The 21528-nt window shown below is 54.8% G+C and carries 15 protein-coding genes; 10 read left to right on the plus strand and 5 right to left on the minus strand.

The features are described 5' to 3' along the window. Positions 1 to 415 precede the first annotated feature (415 nt). The 5 genes from V4U84_RS20255 to V4U84_RS20275 all read left to right on the plus strand — a co-directional run bounded on the left by V4U84_RS20255 (position 416) and on the right by V4U84_RS20275 (position 8853). Positions 416 to 2074 (plus strand): pyridoxal phosphate-dependent decarboxylase family protein, encoded by a 1659-nt coding sequence (locus V4U84_RS20255; protein ID WP_334077839.1) that lies wholly within the window; start codon positions 416 to 418, stop codon positions 2072 to 2074. A 384-nt stretch (positions 2075 to 2458) separates the two neighbouring features. After that, positions 2459 to 4126: a methyl-accepting chemotaxis protein gene (locus V4U84_RS20260; RefSeq protein WP_416367278.1), complete on the plus strand. Its 1668-nt coding sequence runs from the start codon at positions 2459 to 2461 to the stop codon at positions 4124 to 4126. Positions 4127 to 4523: 397 nt separating this feature from the next. After that, positions 4524 to 5810, plus strand: coding sequence for an adenylosuccinate synthase (locus tag V4U84_RS20265; protein ID WP_334077841.1), 1287 nt, complete (start codon positions 4524 to 4526; stop codon positions 5808 to 5810). A 454-nt stretch (positions 5811 to 6264) separates the two neighbouring features. Further along, positions 6265 to 7053, plus strand: coding sequence for a hypothetical protein (locus V4U84_RS20270; protein WP_334077842.1), 789 nt, complete (start codon positions 6265 to 6267; stop codon positions 7051 to 7053). Positions 7054 to 7284: 231 nt separating this feature from the next. Then, a complete protein-coding gene (locus V4U84_RS20275) occupies positions 7285 to 8853 on the plus strand; it encodes a peptidoglycan DD-metalloendopeptidase family protein (protein WP_334077843.1) in 1569 nt (522 codons plus the stop codon). 55 nt (positions 8854 to 8908) lie between these two features. Here V4U84_RS20275 and V4U84_RS20280 read toward each other — a convergent pair whose 3' ends face one another. The 4 genes from V4U84_RS20280 to V4U84_RS20295 all read right to left on the minus strand — a co-directional run bounded on the left by V4U84_RS20280 (position 8909) and on the right by V4U84_RS20295 (position 15234). Beyond that, a complete protein-coding gene (locus V4U84_RS20280; protein WP_334077844.1) occupies positions 8909 to 9964 on the minus strand; it encodes an efflux RND transporter periplasmic adaptor subunit in 1056 nt (351 codons plus the stop codon). Next, the gene (locus V4U84_RS20285) at positions 9957 to 13076 is read right to left on the minus strand and encodes an efflux RND transporter permease subunit (RefSeq protein ID WP_334072671.1); all 3120 of its coding nucleotides are present in this window, start codon (positions 13074 to 13076) and stop codon (positions 9957 to 9959) included. The genes V4U84_RS20280 and V4U84_RS20285 overlap by 8 nt, the downstream gene beginning before the upstream one ends. Before the next feature lie 101 nt (positions 13077 to 13177). Beyond that, on the minus strand, positions 13178 to 14557 hold the full coding sequence (locus V4U84_RS20290) for a HAMP domain-containing sensor histidine kinase (protein WP_334072670.1): 1380 nt from the start codon (positions 14555 to 14557) through the stop codon (positions 13178 to 13180). Further along, a complete protein-coding gene (locus V4U84_RS20295; protein WP_334077845.1) occupies positions 14554 to 15234 on the minus strand; it encodes a response regulator transcription factor in 681 nt (226 codons plus the stop codon). Before V4U84_RS20295 ends, V4U84_RS20290 begins: the two co-directional genes overlap by 4 nt. Before the next feature lie 200 nt (positions 15235 to 15434). On the opposite strand from V4U84_RS20295, the gene yycF reads away from it, so the two are divergent. From yycF to V4U84_RS20320, 5 genes are all read left to right on the plus strand, one after another. Further along, positions 15435 to 16148, plus strand: coding sequence for a response regulator YycF (gene yycF / locus V4U84_RS20300; protein ID WP_334077846.1), 714 nt, complete (start codon positions 15435 to 15437; stop codon positions 16146 to 16148). Position 16149: 1 nt separating this feature from the next. Next, positions 16150 to 17973: a cell wall metabolism sensor histidine kinase WalK gene (gene walK / locus V4U84_RS20305; RefSeq protein WP_334072667.1), complete on the plus strand. Its 1824-nt coding sequence runs from the start codon at positions 16150 to 16152 to the stop codon at positions 17971 to 17973. Then, positions 17970 to 19262 carry a YycH family regulatory protein gene (locus V4U84_RS20310; RefSeq protein WP_334077847.1) on the plus strand — a complete coding sequence of 431 codons (1293 nt, stop codon included), beginning with the start codon at positions 17970 to 17972 and terminating at the stop codon, positions 19260 to 19262. The genes walK and V4U84_RS20310 overlap by 4 nt, the downstream gene beginning before the upstream one ends. Positions 19263 to 19518: 256 nt before the next feature. Beyond that, the gene (gene yycI, locus V4U84_RS20315; RefSeq protein ID WP_334077848.1) at positions 19519 to 20268 is read left to right on the plus strand and encodes a two-component system regulatory protein YycI; all 750 of its coding nucleotides are present in this window, start codon (positions 19519 to 19521) and stop codon (positions 20266 to 20268) included. A 7-nt stretch (positions 20269 to 20275) separates the two neighbouring features. After that, the gene (locus tag V4U84_RS20320; RefSeq protein ID WP_334072664.1) at positions 20276 to 21082 is read left to right on the plus strand and encodes an MBL fold metallo-hydrolase; all 807 of its coding nucleotides are present in this window, start codon (positions 20276 to 20278) and stop codon (positions 21080 to 21082) included. Here V4U84_RS20320 and V4U84_RS20325 read toward each other — a convergent pair. Beyond that, a complete protein-coding gene (locus V4U84_RS20325) occupies positions 21051 to 21260 on the minus strand; it encodes a hypothetical protein (protein WP_334072663.1) in 210 nt (69 codons plus the stop codon). The genes V4U84_RS20320 and V4U84_RS20325 overlap by 32 nt on opposite strands. Positions 21261 to 21528 lie beyond the last annotated feature (268 nt).

The raw sequence follows: 21528 nt of genomic DNA on the forward strand, positions 1-21528 counted from the left end.
ATGTACGTCTTATGGCGTGAAGAGCGGACGAATATCGTCGGCTCTTTTTTTTTCATTCCTTCACTCATCTCCCAAGCATCCCGCACATCTCGACAGCAGCCACGTTCCCCCAACAACACCCCCCTAAATCTGCCGCTCATCTCGGCCTGCCTCACCGGATTGCCTCTGTAACGTTTTTTGGGAGATTCTAAGGTTATATGACAAGTATCGGAAACTTCCATTTCGTGGCAGGTATGTCGGAAAATATCTGTACGAAATAGGGCCAACTTGTATAATTGGAATTGTAAGGAAATGAAACATCCTGAAAGGAGGATTATTTATTTTTATGAGCTCCCGGCAGGGGGGAGGATAGATTTTTCAATGAATTATCCAACGATAAAGATACTCAAATCAGGGTGATGAGGAGAGGTAGAAGATGGAAACGAGCAGCAAGCCGGATGTAAGGGATTGGTTTCCAAGCGAGGACGGGAACCCGGCGCAGCGCGAACGGATGATGGAATTGATCGAGCAACTGGTCCATGGCGTGGATGAGCTGAAGGATCCCGAAGGAGTCAACCTGAAAGGGGAGAAGCGGAGGGATCATGATTTTTACGGCCGATTGGCGGCGCAGAGCATCATTCCTGATGTAGGAGCCCCCATGGAGGAGGTAAATGGCGAACTATTGAAGTTGTTGCACGATCATCCGTATCACACCAAGTATTTTTTAACGAATATTTTGCCGATGGCCTCCATTCCCGGGATATTGGGCATGCTTACCGCCATGCTGGTGAACGGGAACAATCTGTGGGATGTTTACGGTCCTGGCGGGGCCGAGGCGGAGGTCAGGGTCATCGCGATGATGTCCAAGCTGGTAGGATATGACGCCCGGACAAGCGGGGGCTATACTACCTGGGGAGGGCAAGGGGCTGTATTTTCCGGATTGCGCATCGCGATTGCCAAATACGCGCCGGACTCGCTGAAGCACGGGGTTCCGAACAACCTGTACGCATTTTGCTCGGAGTCGGCTCATTACGCCCTGCTCAAGTCGGTGGAAGCGACCGGGATCGGCAGCGACCATCTCGTCAAAATTAAAACGTTAGCCGACAGCTCGATGGATGTGGATGATTTGCAGCGAAAAATGGAGCAGGTGGCTTTGAGCGGAGGCATACCTGTCTATATTGTCGCGACCACCGGAACCACGGACGCCATCGGGATCGACGATCTCGGTCAAATACGCGCCGCTGCGGAGAAAACCGCGGAACGGTTCGGTTTGCCATGCCCGCATATCCATGCTGATTCGGCTTTGGGCGGTTTTTTTGCGTTTTTCAATGATTACGATCTGGAGGAAAATCCGCTTGGGTTCAGCGCGGGAGTTATCGGGATGCTGGAGCCGATTCAAAGAAAGATGCGGCTGCTCTCGCTGGCCGATTCCCTGTGCTTCGATTTCCAGAAGCTCGGCCAGGCTCCTTACGTTTCCAGTCTGTTCCTGGTAAAAAATGCGGCCGATCTCCGTTTAATGGATCTGGAGGCGGACGAGACCCCCTACGTCGGACACCGCGGTTATGGTGATTACCACACCGGTTATACGCTGGAGTGCTCGCGCATGGCCAGCTCCATCAGCATGTACAGTTTGCTGCTGTCCTTCGGCATCCAAGGTTATCAGCGCTTGCTTGCGCAATTCCTGGAGGTCAATTTCCGGTTTCGTCACCTTCTGGCTGCGGAAATTCCGCAGGCCGATATCGCCAACCCGGACAATCCGGGCATATCCACGCTGATCCGCATTTATCTGCCGGAAGACCCGCGGTTTGTCGAGGAACTCGGCGGCACTTGTTCCTGGCAGACCATCGAACGGAACAACCGTTTGAATGAACGGCTGTTCGAGAAGTTGGGCAAGCACCGCGACCGGATGTTCTTCGGCGACACGAAGAAGCATCTGCTCGTCAGTACTACCGAAGGGCGGGAGATTCCGCTTTATGTCAGCAAATTTTTTGTCATTTCGCCTCATACCCGGCCGGAGCATGTCCCCGGGATCGTGCAATATTTGAAAGATTGCATATCCGAGGTGTGTGAAGAGTTTCGTGTATCGATGGCTTAATCGATGATGGCGACATACGCTGGAGGAGCGGGGGGGGGGGCAAATTAGCGGGATTTCTTCCCGTTAATTAAGTGCCTATGCGGCAGCTAAGGTGAATTAGCTGGATAACCTCCCGCTAACTCACCTGAAATTGAAATATCGGAAGTCAGGGCCGCGAAATAGATGGAGTTTTTCCAGCTAAATCGGATCCAAGAGACAATAGCAGAAAATTAACGGGAGGTTTTCCCGTTAATAGGTGGTTAAATGTGTAGACCGCCAATTCTATAATTCAACTTATATAGATGACTTTTTGAACAACCTTTTTAAATTAACAACCCGGGAGATGAACTTGAAGTGAAGGAAAAGATCAAACGGTTGCTATTCGGACATATCTCCTCGAAGATTATGTTGGGTACGACCGGTTTGCTCCTCGTCGTTATTCTCTGCTTTAGCGGACTGCTTATCTTAGTTAACTCCACCTTAAGCGGAAAGCTTAAGGCGGAGCTCGACCACCGGTTGGAGAGCGATATCCGCATCATCCAGAGCGAACTGGATCGGATTGAAGGCAACAAGCTGGAGATTGAAGGGACGGAAAGCGCGCTTTATCAGGAAACCCGCAAGGCTATGGATAATTTGAAGCAAACGTACAGTCTGGAAAATATCTATATTTTGTCGAACGATGGAGGAACCGAACGCATTATCGCCTTGTCCGACACAGAGGACGATTACAACAAGGATTACGTGTTCTCCGCGGAGATGAAACAGGCGATCGCCCAGGGGAAGGAAACTCTCAGCAACATCTATAAAGATGAGTATGGAGTACATAAGTCGATTTTCGTGCCTTTAAAAAATGCCGAAGGGTCCACGGCAGGGCTGCTCGGACTCGATCTCAACGCTTCCGTGATTCCGGATACCACCGCAAAGGTGCTATGGTACAGTTTGGTTATTACGCTGATGGTCCTTGTGATCGGCGTGCTCTTTGCCTACACGCTGGGCCGGATTATCGCTAAGCCGCTTAAAATGCTGATGTATGCGACCGAAATTTTCGCCACTGGCGATTTGACCCAGGAAGTCGAGGTCGGAAGCACCGATGAAGTCGGCCGCCTTGCCGGGGCATTCCGTACGATGAGCGGCAATATGAAGCAGCTGATCGGCCATATTTCCAACTCTTCCCGCGAGGTATCGGACACCAGTTCGCAGTTGCTGCACGTCACCAAAGAATCGAGCGAAAGCGCGCAGCAGGTGGCGGTTTCGATGAACAGCATGACCGAAGGGATCAATGAAGTGGTAGAGTCGGTCACCCGCAGCACGACGTCGGTCATGGAAATCGAGCAGCAGCTGGCGGGCGTTGTCACGGAAGTCAACGAGATGCAGTCGATTGCCGAGAAGGTCAGCAAGCAGTCGACCGACGGTCAAAGCATGGTGGACGAGACGCTTCGTCAGATCAATAAGATTGAGCAAGTGATGCGGCACTCGCAATCGACGGCGGGCCAGCTCGAAGAACGGTCCAGGGAGATTGGCGAAGTGATTGGCATGATTACGGATATTGCCCAGCAGACGAACCTGCTCGCCCTCAACGCTTCTATCGAAGCGGCAAGGGTCGGGGAGATGGGCCGGGGGTTTGCCGTAGTCGCGGGCGAAGTGCGCAAGCTGGCCGAGCAGTCGGCTGAAGCCGCTACGTCGATTACCGGATTGGTGGCGGGAACGCAGGAGAACAGCCGCCTTGTGATTGAGAGCATCGGCGAGGGCAGCCGGGCGGTTGAAGAGGGACAGAAGTGGATGAACCAGACGTACCGGAATTTTCAGGATATTTTCCACGGTATCAGCGATTTCTCGGCTCGGACCGATCAACTGCTGCAATCCCTGCTCGTGGTGGAAAACTCCTATCAGAGCATTTCCGCATCGGTTCAGCAAATCTCCGGCGTGACGGAGGAGCAGGCCGCCTCTTCCGAGGAGGTAGCGGCCGCGTCCGAGCAGCAAAGCGCGGCGATGCAGGAGATTGCCGCTGCCATCCGCCAGCTCTCGGCACTGTCCGAAGAGTTGCAGAAAGCCGTAGCGATCTTTAAGTTGTAATTGATTTTTGTAAATCGACATGTGGGGATGTCCTTATGAGGTCTGAGGTTTGTCTTGGACTTCGGCAGGGGGCATCCTCTTTTTTTCGCTCAGGGCTCGAAGGGGTGCGTCTTCCTGGAAAAACCGCAGTAATTCCGAACGATTGTAAAATGCAGTGTAAAAATCGTTCGTTTTTCAATTTGACTTTGAAAATAGAGACTGTTAAACTTATATTGCTGCGCTAAAGCGGCATATGGACTGCAGCATTGCTGCAACGTGTTTGTCAGGACGTTTAAACCAGCTTCAAGTCAGGTTGGTCTCAAACTTATCGGCCGCTGATTTTGCCGGAAGGGAATCGGAGGCTGTCTTTTGCAATGTTCAAATATAGGTGCTTGGCGCACCAGGCGGGGGAATGTACATGTCAACGGTAGTTGTTGTAGGAACCCAATGGGGAGACGAAGGTAAAGGTAAAATCACGGATTATCTGGCGGAGAGCGCAGATGTGGTGGCCCGTTATCAAGGCGGTAACAACGCCGGTCACACCATTCTTATCGACGGCAAGAAGTACAAACTCAGCCTGATCCCGTCGGGCGTGTTTTATTCGGATAAGAAGTGCGTGATCGGAAACGGTATGGTGGTCAATCCGGCCGCACTGATCGAGGAAATCAATTATATTCACGATAATGGTTTCAGTACGCAAAATCTGGTCATCAGCGACCGGGCGCATGTGATTATGCCTTATCACCTGGTGCTCGACGCATTGGAAGAAGACCGCAAAGGACCGAACAAAATCGGTACGACCCGCAAAGGGATCGGACCGGCTTATATGGATAAAGCGGCGCGCAGCGGCATCCGGATCGCGGATTTGATGGATGCGGAGGAGTTTGAGCTGAAGCTGCGCCATCTGATGAAGGAGAAGAACCATGTGATTCAACAGGTCTATGGTTCGGAGCCGCTGGATGTGGAAGAGATCTTGAAGCAGTACCTGGAGTATGCCGAGGTGCTTCGCCCATATGTCACGGATACTTCGGTGGTGCTGAACGATGCGATCGACGCCAAGAAAAAAGTGCTGTTCGAAGGCGCACAGGGCGTCATGCTGGACATCGACCAGGGGACGTATCCGTTCGTTACGTCCTCCAATCCGTCGGCGGGCGGGGTCTGCATCGGGTCCGGGGTCGGACCGTCCAAGATCGATCAGGTGATCGGGGTGGCGAAGTCCTATACGACGCGGGTGGGCGACGGACCGTTCCCGACCGAACTCGAGGATGAAGTCGGCGACTTCATCCGGGAAACCGGCCACGAGTATGGCACGATAACCGGCCGTCCGCGCCGTGTCGGCTGGTTCGACAGCGTCGTTGTGCGTCACGCCCGCCGGGTGAGCGGAATTACCGGGCTGTCGTTGAACTCGCTGGACGTGCTCACAGGACTGAAAACGGTCAAAATCTGCACCGGTTATAAATACCGGGGCGAGGTTATCACGCATTACCCGGCCAGCCTGAAAATGCTCGCCGAGTGCGAAGCGGTATACGAGGAGATGCCGGGCTGGTCCGAGGACATCTCCGGGGCGAAGACGCTGGAGGATCTGCCGGAAACGACCCGGAACTACGTGAAGCGGGTATCGGAGCTGACGGGCATTCCGATCGCGATTTTCTCGGTCGGCCGCAACCGCAGCCAGACGAACCAGGTTCTGCCGATTTACGAATAATAAGAAGTTGAAGCGTTAGGTTATCATGTAAAGCCGTTCACGGGATAGGGAGGTGACTCCGATCCCGGTGAGCGGCTTTTTTTGCCGGTGGGCCATCGCCCGGTCCGTGCCCCGGCGTTCCTGGACAGCAAGAATAGCTGGAATTTTTCCCGTTAATTTGCTCGGCATTGGGGAGCCGGGTGAAATAACTGGAAAAACTCCTTCTATTTCTTGTGATGGGCGGGAAAACTGGAGATATGGGTTAAATTAGCGCCGGTTTTTCCGGTTAATGGGGCAGGGAGCTGGTTTTCCGAAGATTTAGCGGGAGATTTTCCAGCTAAATGGTGCCGGGAGTCTCTCTCTGCAATTCTACTTTTGCAAGGTTACATTTGGCTTCTGCCGTCCATACTGGAAATTAGGAGATTAGGATAGCCGGGTTCGGTGGTAGGGGCCGGCGGCAGAAGGAGGAAGGATTATGAGATGGGTGGGGTGGCTGCTGAGGCTGGTTGCCACGGTGGTGATTGTGAGTTTTTTGACGGTGCTGACGACGGGGTATGTTGTGAATACGTATATACAGTCGCTGCTGGAAAGCTATCATCTGCCGATCACGGCTGAAGCCCCAAGCTTGGGCAGCGTCGTGAAGGGGATGTTCGGGTTTGGCGGAAGCAAGGACCGGGGGAGCGATCCAAAAAATAGCGTGGCGGATGCAAGTAAGCGGGCGGATTCCGCCGCTGGATCAAGCGTCGGGAGTCATGATGCGGGATCGGGAGCCGGGAAGGGAGTATCAGAGGGTGCAGGGGCCGCGAACGGAGCCGCAGGCGGTGCAGGAGGGGCAACCGGAGCGGCAGGCGGCCCAGGAGCCGCGACCGGGACGGCGAGCGGTGACGGCGGTGCTGCGCGCGGGACCGAGTCGCGGACGGGTGCCAACGTCGATGAGAAGCCGCCGGAAGACTCGCTGCCGGTTATGGGCGGCATTTCGGGCAGCGGCGGCAGTGGGGGACAAGGCGGAGCCGGACAGGATCAGCAGGTGATCGTAACGCCGGATCAGATGGTGGCGATGAAGGATGGGCTGCCGGACAAGGAGAAGGAAGAGGTATTTGCGATGCTGATGGCCAAGCTGCCCCAAGAGGAGATGCAGCGGATTACGGAATTGATGGAAGACGGTCTGACGGAGAAGGAAATGATCGAAATCGAACAGATTTTGTCAAAACATTTGAACAAAACGGAGTATGCGAAAATCATGGATTTGTTAAAAGGCGATTAACCCGCCTGGAACCATGTTAGCGATCCCATTCACAGGATTGTTAATAATTGGCGGATCCCCTCCAGCTCTTAAAAAATGCTGAAAGCCTTGCCGGACGCGGGGTTTCGGCGTTTTTGGCTTTGGTTGAAATCCCTTTGCCGACTGTGTTAAAGTAAACAGTAGCGGAAAAAAGGTTAAAATTTTGAAACTTTTTTCTGTCGCAATGAGTCGAAAAGGGAAAAGGAGATCAGCATGAGGGGTTTCAGGGGGATACGTTGGCAGCTGTGGCGCAAGGGCCAAGACCCGGCGCAGACAAATCACGGCCGCCCGGAAAACGATCAGGAGATGTCCGAAGATAAAACGACGGGGCTTTTTGCCGCCCTACGCGGTTCAAAACCGCGGATGGTTGCGGTCAGCGCGATGGCCGCTCTGTTGGTTGCCGGAGGAATCTACACGGCGGGTCAGCAGTATGTAAAATCCAATACGGTAACTTATTACCGGGTTTACGTCGCAGGCAAGGAAATCGGCACGATTGCCGACAAATCGCAATTACAGGCTCTTTTTGAGAAGAAGGAGCAGGAATATAAGGGAAAATACCCGAATGTGGACATGGCGGTACATACCGAAGGGATCACGACGGTGGAAGCGCAAGAGTTCAAGGCCAAGGTGGACAGCGAGCAGACGCTGGGCAAGCTGGAAGGCCTGCTGACCGGCTACGCCAAAGGGGTGGAGCTGAGGGTCGACGGCAAGACGATCGGCATCGTCAAGGACCAGGCTACGGCGGATGCGGTGTTGGAAAAGATCAAGGGCAAGTACGCGCCGGCGGACAAGACCGTCATGGCGACCGCCCGGCTGGCCGGCAAGGTGAAGAAAACCGGCGGAATTCAGCAGGCGGCAGCCACCGGCAGCAGTGAAGCGAGCGGCGTTATTCTGGAGTCGGTCGCCATCCAGGAGGATGTCTCCACGGCTTCCGTGGAAGCAGATCCGAACAAAGTGATGGATGTGAACAAGGCGGTCGCCCGGATTTTGCAGGGCGATGAAGCCGCGGTGACTTATGCGGTGCGGGAAGGGGATACGATCTCTTCGATCGCGGCCCGTTTTGGCGCCACACAAAAGGAGCTGTTCCACAATAATCCGGGAATCAAGGAGCGTACGCTTCAGATCGGAACGGAACTGAAGATTAACACAGTGAAGCCGTCGTTGACGGTAAAAACGGTGGAGAAGGTGTCCGAGCAAATCGAAATCGAGCCCCAGGTGATCGTGCGGAAAAGCGATAATCTGCGCGCCGGTGAAACCAAAGTGCTCTCCTTGGGGACAAGCGGACTCAAGACGATGAAGTACCGGCTCACCAAGGAAAACGGCGACGTGATCGCCGAAGAATGGCTTGGGCAGGAGGTTCTTACGGAGTCGAAGCCCAAGGTCGTGGTGCGCGGCACGAAGGTGGTAGGCCAAGGGAGCGGTGATTTTGCCTGGCCGGTATCGGGCGCCACGTTGAGCAGCAGCTACGGCGAGCGGTGGGGCAGAACGCATAAGGGCGTCGACCTCGTCTCTTCCGACCGGAGCATTCTCGCGGCGGACGAGGGCGTTGTCGTCTTCACGGGCACCAAGTCCGGGTACGGCAACTGCATTATCATCGATCATAAGAACGGCTACGAGACACTGTACGGGCATTTGAGCAAGATTAATGTGAAAGAGGGCCAGGTCGTCGAGAAAGGCTCGGAGATCGGCGTGATGGGCAATACGGGGCGTTCCACCGGGACGCATCTCCATTTCGAAATCCACAAGGACGGCAGCGTGCAGAATCCGATGAAATATTTATAAAAATCAAAAGAGGGTGTTCCAAAGTTTACTTTTGGGACACCCTCTTTTTTGCGATTTATTTTGCCTTTACAATCTCGATCTCTTGCTTGTCTTTAAGCTGATGCTGCCCGGAGACGATGATTTGCTCGCCCTGCTTGATTCCTTTGGTAACTTCCTGGTACATGCCGTTTAACCGTCCCAGTTCGACCTGACGCTTCTCGGCCTTCCCGGCGGCGTTAACATAGACGAAGGTACCGGTTTCTTCCCGAACAATCGCCGTGGTCGGAATGGTGAGCACTTCTTGCTCGGCTTCTTCGGTGATCCGGAGCTGAACCTTGGCCCCCGGCTTCCAGGCGTGCTTCGCGTTGTCCGTTTGCAATTCCATCGCGTACGTTCTTTGTTGGGTATCCATAATGTCGGAAAAATAAACGATTTTCGCTTTTTGCAGGACGTCCGGCTGACTGGCGGAGTAGAAGGACAGCTCCTTCTTGCCTTTAACCAGTTCGGCGGAATCCTCCGTGATGTTCGCTTTGATCTTCACGGGGTTGATCTGCTGGATGACCCCCACGTTCCCCGGTGACACGGTCATACCGGTCTTTACGGAAAAATCGGTTAAAATGCCGCTGATCGGAGCCTCCACTCTGTAATTCTCCAGCGTCCGGTTGGCCTCCTGGATCCCGATCTGCGCCAGCTGGATTTGGTCTTTCAGCGGCTGCAGCGCATCCGGGTCGTCCGGATTGTTGAACAGCCCGTTTTTCAAGTTTAGCTGGGCCGTCCGCAGCGAAATTTCGGCCTTTTGTTTCTGGAGGAGCACATCGGTGGTATCCAGTTCAAACAGAAGTTCTCCCTTTTTAACCTGATCTCCGCGCTGTTTATATACTCTCTTTACATCACCGCTGGCTTTGGCGACGACGTCCCGCTGGTCGGAGGCGGCGATTTCCGCCACAACTTCCTGCGGGTCGTCAATCGTACGCAATTCCGCCACGCTCACTTTTACGGACGGCTTCTGCGGCGCATTGGTTTGGACCGGCGGCTTTTGTTCCTCCGCCTTGGTACAGCCGGCCGCGGTCATAGCGACCATGGCCAGCATCGCACTGCCCAGCATAAGTTTATGCCATGTTCTGCTACTCATCGATTACAACCCCTTTCTTGTTGCCTTTGGCCGGTTTCGGTTTGCCTTCCCGGCGGCGGAACAGTCCGCTCATCCGGTTTTTGAACGATTCGATCAATTCATAAACCACAGGTACGACCACGAGGGTCAGAATCGTGGAAGAAACCAAGCCGCCGATAACGACAACGGCCATGCCTTTGGAAATGATCGTGCCTCCTTCAGTAAGTCCGAGCGCGAGCGGCAGCATGGCGATCGCCGTAACTACCGCGGTCATGATGATCGGACGCAGGCGGATCATCCCCGCTTCAACCAGCGCATGGCGGACCGTATAACCTTCCTGCCGCAGCTGCTGCGTCCGGTCGATCAGCAGAATCGCGTTGGTGACGACGATCCCGATCAGCATCATGAAGCCGATAAGGGAAGTGATACTTAGCGATTCCCCCGTCACGAACAGTCCGACCAGGCCCCCGATGACCGCCAGCGGCAGCGAGAACAGGATCGCGAACGGCGCGCTGGTGTTGCCGAAGGAGATGACCATGATCAGATAGACGATAAAGACTGCGGCCGCCATGGCGACAAACAGCTGCGAGAAGCTTTTGCCGATCTCTTCGCTGACACCGCCGATTTCGCGGCTCACGCCGTCCGGAAGTTCGACTTGGTCGAGGGCGAGAGCGACCTGGGAACTGACGCCGCCCTTGTTTTGACTGTCGATTTTGGCGGTGATCGTAATGACCTGGTCCTGATCCTCGCGCTGAATGCCCGAGGCGGCGTTGATAATGTTCAATTCGGCGATCTCTTTCAGATAGACGACCGAACCGCCGGCTGTCCGGAACGGAATATTCCCGAGCTTGGCCAAGCTGTTCATGTCGGTTTTATCCAATTCCAGCGTGGTGGTGTATGTCGTATTGTCCAGCTTCAAATCGCCAATTTCATCTTTCATCAGCCAGCTGGCAACCGTCTGCTGGGTGGCCGATACGCTAAGCCCGTACTGCTGGGCTTTGCTCTGATCGACTTCGATCTGCAGCTCTTTCTTGGCATCGCTCAAGGAATCCTTGACTTCGCTCAGCTCCGGGAATTCCTTGAGTTTCTCTTTCAGGAGTGCCGATGCTTCGGTCAGTTTGAGCAAGTCATCGCCTTTCACCGCATATTGGAAATCCGCGGTTCCGGTGGAGCCGCCCTCCAACGTACGGATGTCCAGCTCGGAACCGGGAGGGAGTTCCGCCAGAAGTTTTTCCTTGTATGTATCCCTCACCTGCTTGACGTCACTGCCTTCGCTAACCTCTGTAAAAATTTGCGCACTATAATTCAACGGGTCTTTGGAACCCTCACTGTAACCTACCAGGGATTCGATAAACGTGAACATCCGGTTCCCCGCGGAATCCTTGGCGTTCTTCAGAATATCCTCCATGTCCTTTACCTTGGCATCCATCGTTTCAAGAGAAGTTTCATACGGCATTTTGACGACGTAATAAAACTCGCGCGGCGGCTCGGTATCGGGCATCAGAGTAATTGACAAGAACGGGACCGTGCCGATAACGGATCCGATGAACAGTACACCGGCCAACAGCAGGGTTTTGATTCGGTGACGCAGCGTCAACTCCAGCGTACGCCGGTAGAAATTTACCACGCGGCCTTCCCGGCCTTCTTCGTGGTGCTTGATCTTATCGCCGCGCACCAGCAGCTTCGCCAGCATCGGAATGACCGTCAAGGCGACGAGCAGCGAGGCCAGCATCGCCGTAGCGAGCGTGATGGCGAACGGGCGGAACAGTTGGCCGGCGATCCCGCTGACCATCCCGAGCGGAGCGAATACGCCGACGGTGGTCAGAGTGGAAGAGGTGATGGCGGCGCTCACTTCCATCGTGGCCTTTTTAATGACGGATTCACCGCGTTCCTCCGCTTTTTGCAAATGATTGTAGATATTTTCGATAACGACGATACTGTCGTCCACGACGCGGCCGATCGCGATAAACATTCCGCCGAGCGTCAAGATGTTCAGGGAGATGCCCAGATAGTTCATGACGAGCAGCGTGATCAGAATCGAGAGCGGTATCGAAATCAGGACGATCAGCGTCATCCGCACGTTCCGCAGGAACAGCAAAATCATCAGCGCCGCAAGCAGGGCTCCGGTGATACCTTCCTTGAGCATCCCGTGAATCGATTTGCTTACTTCATCCGAAGTGTCAAATATCGTTTTGAATTGAATATCGGGATTTTGCGTGGACCAATCCTTCATCAGCCGCTCGGTTTCATCCGCGAAGTCGACTGCGTTGGCGTCGGGCGTTTTGTACAACTGGATCCCGATCGCCGGTTTGTCGTTCAGGCGGGCGATGTATCCCGATTCCGTGACCGACTGGATCGTGCCCAACTGCTTCAGACGTACTTGGGTGCCGCTTGGTGTGGTTAACTCCATATTTTCCAGGGCATAGACGCTGTCCGTCTCACTTTTTACCCGGGCCATCAACTCATTGCCGTCGAGTTCAACGGCTCCGGCCGGAACCGAGTTGATGTTTTGGCGCAGGTCGTTGGCGACTAACGGGGGCGTTAACCCATAGGCGGTTAACTTATCGGCATCGAGCCTGATGCTGAGCGTTGTTTTGCGCGAGCCGATTTCGTCCATATGGTCGTAGCCCGGAATCGATTGCAGGCCGGGTTTTATTTCGTTCGCGAACCAATGGTCCAGATCGGTTTGGCTCATGCCGTTTTCCGCGTAAATGGCAAAATAATACGCCGGAATCGAGGAGTACCCAAAGGTGGCGACTTTCGGGGTGCCCGCCGAACTAGGCAGATCCACCTCCTGCAGCAGACTCTCGATATCCAGCTTTTTCTTCTCCGGGTCCGATTTCTCGGTCAAATTGACGATGATGGTGGAGAAGTTGTCGCTCGATGTGGATTGGAGCGAGGTAACGCCCTCCATGTTGGCGATTTTTTTCTCCAGGGGTTTCGTCACCTGCTCCATGACATCGGTCGGAGACCCCGGGTATTGCGTCGTAATGAACACAAGGGGTATGGAGATGTCCGGCATAATTTCGGTCTTCAAATTGCCGGCCGCGTACATGCCGCCTCCGAACAGCATTACAATCATAATGATGAGGGCTCCAACATTTTTCATGGAGAAGTTGGTGAGTTTGTTCATGGCAATCCTCCTATCTGGAAGGAAGGGTACCAAATGAATGTGAACTGAATATGAATGAAGTTCATTTTCATAAAAAATTGCATAGGTTTACAGGATCGCTTTCATACTTCCTTGGGAGGCTTGAGGCCGTAATAGGGAAGGGTGACCGCGATGGAAGTTCCTTGGCCCGGTCGGCTGTGAACGCGGATACGGCCGTGATGCAGGTCGATCATCTTTTTGACGATCGCCAATCCCAAACCGTTGCCGCCTTGGCTTCGGTTTCGGGAGCGGTCCACCTTATAGAACCTCTCGAAGATATGCGGCTGGTCCTCCTCGGGAATGCCGATGCCGCTGTCCTTGAAGATTACGACCACTTTATGAATCTCCTGGCGGAGAAAAATGGAGACATGCCCGCCCTCGGGAGTGAACTTCAGGCTGTTGCCGAGCAAGTTGGTCCATACCTGGTTAAGCCCGTCACGGTCGCCCTTGATGACGACAGCCGGCAGTTGGAGGTCGATGTGGATGGACTTGGCCGACCACTGCCGCTCAAAGCCGACGACGACCTGGCGGATTTGCTCATCCAGCCGGAAGGCTTCCGGATGAAAAGGATGATGCTCGGAATCCAGCGACGCGAGCTTTAGGAGGTTGTCACTCATGCGGGACATCCGTTCGCTCTCCGCAATGATGATATCCAGATAGCGGTCGTGATCCTTGGCATCGTGGGTCTCGTCTTTCAGCGCCTTGGCGAACCCGCGGATCGAGGTGAGCGGAGACTGGATTTCATGCGACACATTGGAGACGAAATCCTGCCGCATCTGCTCCATTTGCTGCAGTTGCTGCCGCATTTCGTCAAAATTTTTGACCAGCACGCCCAGTTCGTCCTTGCGCCTGACTTTGAGGTCGGTGCTGAAATCGCCCCGGGCCATCCGTTTGGTCGCTTCCGTCATTTTACGCAGCGGCAGAATCAGAAAAGTGGCTTCGGCGGTAAAAAACAGGCTCCCGCCGATCAGCACGATCCCGATCATCGTCAGGATGATGTTGTTGATCGGGTAACCGACCTGATTGGCCGGACCCGGCTGAATAAAGAGGGCGTAAGCATGCCCTTGGTGCTCAAAGCGAAACCCGACGAACATCTTATCATCGCTGGCTTTTCCCTGAACGGTCTCCCCTTGCAGTACCCGTTCGACCTGATCCCTGCTGACAAAAGACGTACTCCCCGCTTGGTAACCGTAGGTTTCCCGGTTGAAGTTCTCATTGTAAATTTCGAAGCTGATGGACTGAACAAGCACCTTGATATCGTCCATGACCAGTGCCCGATTGTCGAAGCCCGCGCGCTCGAAGAGCCGGACCAGGCTTTCTCCCAGGTGAATCAAATAGGTTTGGGTCTGGTTGGTCACTGATTTTTCGTAAAGATAGCCGGTGATCATGGCCGATGTCAGAAGGCTGACGATGATGGCCGACAGAAACATCAGAACGATGCGGATATATAGTGATTTGATCATTTGAAGACCTCGATCCGATACCCCAATCCATAGACCGTCTCGATGCGAAACGAGGGAGGAGCGTCTTGGGCGAACCGTTCTCTCAGCCGCTTGATATGCACGTCGACCGTCCGGTCATCCCCGCTGTAGTCCGCCCCCCAAATTTGCTGAATCAATTGCTCTCGCGTAAAAATTTGCCCGGGATAGCTGCCCAGCTTGAACAATAATTCAAATTCCTTAGGGGGGAGAGTCAGCTCCTCCGAGCCCCGGATCACCTTGTAGGTTTGGCGGTTCAACCACACATGGCCCAACTGGATGCTCTGCGAGGCCGAAATCCGGTATCGTTTGAGCAGCGCTTTGACGCGGATCACCATTTCGATCGGATCGAACGGTTTGACGAGGTAATCATCGGTCCCCAGGTTGAAGCCCTTGACCTTCTGCCCGGTTTCGCCCTTGGCCGTCACCATCAGCAGGGGCGTGTCCGGATACAGCCTGCGCAGTTCCCTGCACAGCTCCCAGCCGTCCATCACCGGCATCATGATGTCGAGCACCACGAGATCGGCCTGCGTTTGCTCCATCACTTCCAACGCTTCTTTTCCGTCGGCGGCTTGCATCGAATAAAAGCCTTCTCTTTTTAAATACAGACAAATCAGTTCCCGAATGTTCGGATCGTCATCCACTACCAGAATGGTCGTCATCTCAGGCGGGTTCCCCTCTCTATGTATGCGGCTGAATTCTATTATTTGGCGTCGTTTCTAGATTACCAGCAGGAGGGAGGGGGATTCAACAGATTTTGAGCGCTGCCGCTTCCTGGAAGCCGTTGGCTGATGCGGGCGGAGGTATGGTAAGATAGAGGAAGATGGGGCCAATGCCCGAGAGTATGGGGTGAACTGGGAAGATGCAAGGGAAAATTCTGGTCGTGGACGATGAACGGCCCATTGCGGATATATTGAAATTCAATCTGGAAAAAGAGGGCTACGAGGTGATCCTGGCCTTCGACGGCATCGAGGCCGTGGAGCTTGCGTTTGCGGAACAGCCGGACCTGATTCTGCTCGATCTGATGCTGCCCGGCAAGGATGGCATGGACGTATGCCGGGAAGTGCGGGCCAGGCTGCAGACCCCGATCATCATGCTGACCGCCAAAGACGGGGAGATCGACAAGGTGCTGGGCCTGGAGCTTGGGGCGGACGACTATGTTACCAAGCCGTTCAGCACCCGCGAGCTGCTGGCCCGGGTGAAGGCGCAGATGCGGCGGCAGCAAAAGCCCGCGGCGCCGGAGGGGGCCGATGAACGGCAGGGCCTCAGCCTGTTTGAGCTGTTTGTGGACACCGATACATATACGGTGTCCAAGAACGGGGAGCCGCTCGATTTGACCCACCGGGAATTCGAGCTGTTGCATTATCTGGTGAAGAATGCCGGGAAGGTGATGACCCGGGAGCATCTTTTGCAGGCGGTGTGGGGCTTTGAATATTTCGGAGATGTCCGGACGGTCGATGTGACCATTCGGAGGCTGCGGGAGAAAATCGAGAAAGATCCGAGCAAGCCGGAGTATATTTTGACCCGGCGGGGACTCGGCTATATGATGCGCAGCTCCAAGGCGGGTGGATTCTAGGATGAAGCTGCCCTCCTTCTTCCGTACGATCCAGGCGAAGCTGATTATTATTTATGTGCTCCTGATCCTGATCGCCATGCAACTGATCGGGGTTTATTTTGTGAGCGCGATGAAGACTTCCCTGACGAACAACTTCACAAAGGAGCTGCAGGAGCGGGCGGAGCTGCTTTCGGTGCTGGCGGCGCAGAACCTGGGCGTGTCGGGAGAATCGGCGGAGGAGTCGCTGGAGAATTTGCGCGTGCTGGTGAACAATCTGTTCAACATTAACGGCGCGGAAATTCAGGTGCTGGATGCCAGCGGCAAGGTGTTGACCACATCCACGCCTTCGCATGCCGATTATGTCGGCACGAAGAATACGCAGACGGTCGTAAACCGGGCGCTGCAAGGGATTCGCGACAACGAGGAATACATTATCGACGAGGATAATGTCCGCAAGAAAGTCGTGGCCAAGCCGGTCTTCAATGACGGCAAAATCGTGGGCGCGATTTACATCGCGGCCTCGATGAACGAGCTGTACGATACGATGGAACGGATTAATAACATTTTTATATCGGGGATTCTGCTGGCGCTTGGGCTGACCGCGGTGCTCGGCGTGATCCTGGCGCATACGATCACTTCGCCGATCAAGGAAATGACGAGGCGGGCGACGGCGGTGGCCGAAGGGGAGTTTCACCAACAGATGCCGGTGCTGGGGAACGACGAGATCGGCCAGCTCAGCCGGGCGTTTAACTATATGACCAGCCGGCTGCGCGACGCCTTGGCCCAGAATGAGGAAGAGAAGGAGAAGCTGGCCTCGATCCTCACCAACATGAGCGACGGGGTCATCGCGACGGACGAGGCCGGCATCGTGATTCTGATGAACCGCCGGGCCGGGGAAATGCTGCGGATCGTCAAGGACCCGACCGGCGAAACCGACATCATCTCGCTGCTTTGCCTGAGTCCGGAAGAACGTGAAATATTGAAGCAGGGGACGATGCACTCCACAATTCTGGAGAACGAGACCTCGGAAGGGGAAACGTTCCTGATCCGGGTCACGTTTACGCCGATTCACCGCCGGGAGACCGGCGTCGTGGGCACCATCGCCGTGCTCCAGGACGTCACTGAGCAGGAGCAGCTGGAGGCGTCCCGGCGGGAGTTTGTGGCCAACGTCTCCCATGAACTGCGCACGCCGCTGACGACGATCAAGAGTTATACGGAGGCGCTGGAGGACGGAGCGATGGCGGACCCGGAGCTTGGACCGAAATTCGCTTCCGTCATTCAGAACCAGACCGAGCGGATGATCCGGCTCGTGACCGATCTGCTGCATCTGTCGCGTCTCGACTCCAAGGAAGCGCAGCTGCGGAAGCAGCCGGCTCCCGTGATGGAGATGCTGGAGGAAGTGACCGACCGGTTTTCTTTTCAGATGCAGGAAAAAGACATCAAGCCGACGCTCTTCGTCGGCAACGGGGTAAGCACGGCGTGGGTGGACCGCGACCAAATCGATCAGGTGCTCGACAACCTGATGTCCAACGCCATGAAATACACGCCGGAAGGCGGAACAATCGGACTCGAGGCCAGGGTCAAGGAAGACGGGGCGCTGGAAATTTCGGTGCAGGATAACGGAATCGGGATTCCGAAAAAGGATCTGGACCGGATTTTCGAGCGTTTTTACCGGGTGGACAAGGCCCGGTCGCGGAATATGGGCGGTACGGGGCTCGGACTCTCCATTGCCCGGGAAATCGTCAAGGCGCACGGCGGAACGATCTCATTACAGTCGGAGCTGGGCAAGGGCACTAAAGTGACCTTTACGCTGCCCCAGTATGGACAAGGAGGCGACGGCGCGTGAAGGAAGGTGTGAAATCGCTGGTGCTGACCCTTCTGGTCGTGTGCAGTCTGGTGCAGAGTTATTTTCTCATCTACCGCCTGCCGGGCAGCAACCCGGTTGTCAAAACCGCGAGCGACTATATCAAGACGGAAGATATGGGCCAGGAAGCGGAAGCGGAAGAGATGCTGTTTCCCGTGCAAATCGCCGTACATCTGGGCGATAGCCGGCACACAGTGTTTTACCCGGAGTCGGCCTTTTACAACCTGATTTACTCCCGGCTAAAAGGACGGCAATTCGAGGGATTTCAGCGGTACGCCCTGGAAAACCTCGATTGGACGGAAATCCGCAGCCGCTATCCCGGCATCGAACTGCAATTCGGCAGCGGCATCCCGGTATCATTGCTGCAAAGGGTGATGCAGATCGAACCCGACTCCCTGTTTGAAGGCGAAAGCATCAGCCGGGTGCTGATCTATAATGCCGAGGATGGGGCGCAGGTGCGGGTATTCTTCTTCAGCTCGCGGGGGGATGTGGTTTACGAAGCGACCAAGGCCGACTTGACCGTGCAGGACGTGAAGCAGCAGGTTGATTTCGGCAAGGAATGGGTGCCCTATACGCTGGAGAACGGTTACTACCTTCCCGAGAAGCCGATCCGCATGGTGGAAGCGGGCATGAAGATCGGGGTGTTCTCGACGGATCAGATGCAGAGCAGTTTGTTTTTTGATCCGAGCATCACCCGGTATATCCGGGAAAAAGACGGCTCCGAGATCTATACGGACAGCAAGCGCAGCCTGCAGGTGAGGCAGGACCGGAACTGGATCAACTATACCGACCCGGCGGCGCCGGCTGCCGGAGAGAGCAACCCCGGGCGCGTCGCGTTGTCCGCGGTGGACTTCGTCAACCAGCACGGCGGGTGGAACGGCCAGTACCGGCTAAAGGAGACCGAAGACAGCGGAAACGACCAGCATACGGTAGCTTTTCAGCAGTATTACGGCGAAGGCCAGTATGGCGCGCTGCCGATCATTGATATCTCCTCGTTCCACTATGGAGAAATCACGCTTGAATTAAGGCAGGGGACGATTACGGGCTACCAGCGCTCCTTGATTTATCCGACGGGCGAGTTCTGGAGCAAAAAAACGGTCGATCTGCCCGGAGGGAACGAGCTGCGGAAATTCGTCGCCCGGTTGAAGGGAGATGCCGACATCGTCAGTCTGTATCCGGCTTACCAGCCTTCCCTGACCAAGGACGGGCTGCTGCTGAAGCCCGTATGGGTGGCCGAGCTCCGCAACGGCGCGACAAAGATCTTGCAGTAGAGGGGGGATCTTGCCGATCCCATTTCCAACTTGAAAAGATGCAAATCTGCAGGAATTCAGGCCGATCCGCGAGGGTATTGTGAAAAAGATGCAAGTCTGCAGGTATTTTTAGCGATTTTTCAGACACAAGGCTGTTTCGCCGAAAATGCCTGCAGATTTGCAGGAATTTTGAAATTTTGTTCCTAACAGGAGAAAAAAACTGCAGATTTGCAGGAATTTATTTATATTAGTCAGGTAGCTTGATGGAGGTGGAAGGATGGATTGGGGCCGCGCGAAAAACGTGCTGATCTACGCTTTTTTATTGCTGAATCTGGTATTGGGCTATCAGCTGTGGAACGATTTGCGGGAGCAGGCGGACTCCAATCCGGATTTCACCTCGCTGGAGAGCAATATCCAAAAAGCGATGGACGACAAGCGGATTCGGGTGCTGGCGAAAATCCCCAGCGAGACGCCGGAGCTGCCGAAAATATCGTACCGGTTCGTGAACGGCGGGCAAAACGGTAATATCGTCGAGCTCCCGACGCCGGTGGACAGCAAGCTGATCTTTACGCCAAAGGAACTGGTCAGCGCGTTAAAGACCCGTCTTCCGGGTATCGGAAATTACCGGTATGACGAGGCGGCGAGCCGGGACGGGGAGTTTGTCCTCCATCCGCTGGTTGACGGGAAATGGCCGTTGTTTAAAATAGACTTGAGGTTGTACTACAGCAATCAGAAGATTATCTCCTATCGCGAGCAGAGCATCGAGATCAGCAGTTCGGAAGGCGAGAAACGGCAGCGGGTGCTGTCCGCTTCCAAGGCGCTCGGCAACTTGATCGAGAACTTTCTGCCGGAGGGCTCGGTCGTCACGGAGATCGAGCTGGGGTATTATGGCGAGGTGTTCAATTCCGATGCGCACCTGCCGGCGGCTCCGGCCTGGAGGTTTATTTTGGAGAGCGGGACGGAGTATTACGTGCAAGGCATCAGCGGCGACGTGATCAGTCCGAACATCGAGAAAGCAAAGGAGTAATGGGGAAATGGGTTTAAAATTTACAGTGCTGTCGAGCGGCTCCACGGGAAATGCCACTTTGGTTGCGAACGGAGAGGTAACGCTGATGATCGACGCGGGCTTCAGCTGCCGTCGGATTGACGAGATGCTGGCGGAGCGCGAGGTATCCGGGCAGGAGCTGAGCGGCATTCTGGTGACGCACGAGCACTCCGACCATATCAAGGGACTTGGAGCCGTGGCGAGAAAATACAATTTACCGGTCTACGCGAATGAGAAGACATGGGGCTCTATGGAGAAGGCGATCGGCCAGATTCCGGAGGAGAACCGCCGCCTGTTCGGAACCGGCGAGGCGAAGGACTTCGGGTCGCTGCGCGTGGAATCCTTCGCGATTTCGCACGATGCGGCGGAGCCGGTAGGGTATTGCTTCTACGATGGAAAGGACAAGCTGAGCGTCTGCACTGACCTCGGCTATGCCAGCGACAAGGTGAAGGCGGCGATCGCCGATTCCGACGTGCTGGTGCTGGAGGCGAACCACGATATCGAAATGCTCCGCATGGGCCGGTATCCCTGGAACATCAAGCGCCGTATTCTCGGCGACATGGGACACTTGTCCAACGAAGCCACGGGCGAGCTGTTGAGCGAGCTGCTGAACGGCCGGATCAAGCGGACGTACCTTGCCCATTTGAGCCGGGAGCACAATATGCCGGACCTGGCCCGGATGGCCGTGCGGGGCGCGATGGAAGATCGCGGCTGCTTCTTTAAGGACAGCGAGTTCAAGCTGCGGGACACTTTCTACGACCGGCCTACGCCGTGGGATACGGTGGCGGAATTATAAAACCGTCGAGTTCCGCCGCTTTTTGCTCGATCTCTTGCCGGGTCAAGATCCCTTTTTCAATCAACAGCTCCATAATTGCGCTGAGCGTTACCAATTGGTGGTAATGCTCTTCTTTTATATCTGCCAGCTTGGCGAGGATATTCACCTCGTTCATTGGCGACGAATAATGCGAATTCATGACAAAGCCCCCTTTTTAGTGACTGCCGGTACGAACGGAATACTGTATTTTTCTCCCGAAAATTCCCTTTATGAAAACTGCGCCAGTTTGCCCGGCTTATGGTAGAATGAATCTATCAATCTAGCGCTATATCTTTAGTGTAGTCTTACTTTGCCGTAAACATTCCTAACGGAGTAAAATGGACAGCAATTAATTTGCTCGAACGAGCAACATCCCACCAATTTAGCACGTTAAGAGAGTACCGCAATGAACGGGAATATGAATTTGC

It is taken from the genome of Paenibacillus sanfengchensis (genome assembly GCF_036864765.1).
Lineage (GTDB): Bacteria > Bacillota > Bacilli > Paenibacillales > Paenibacillaceae > Fontibacillus > Fontibacillus sanfengchensis.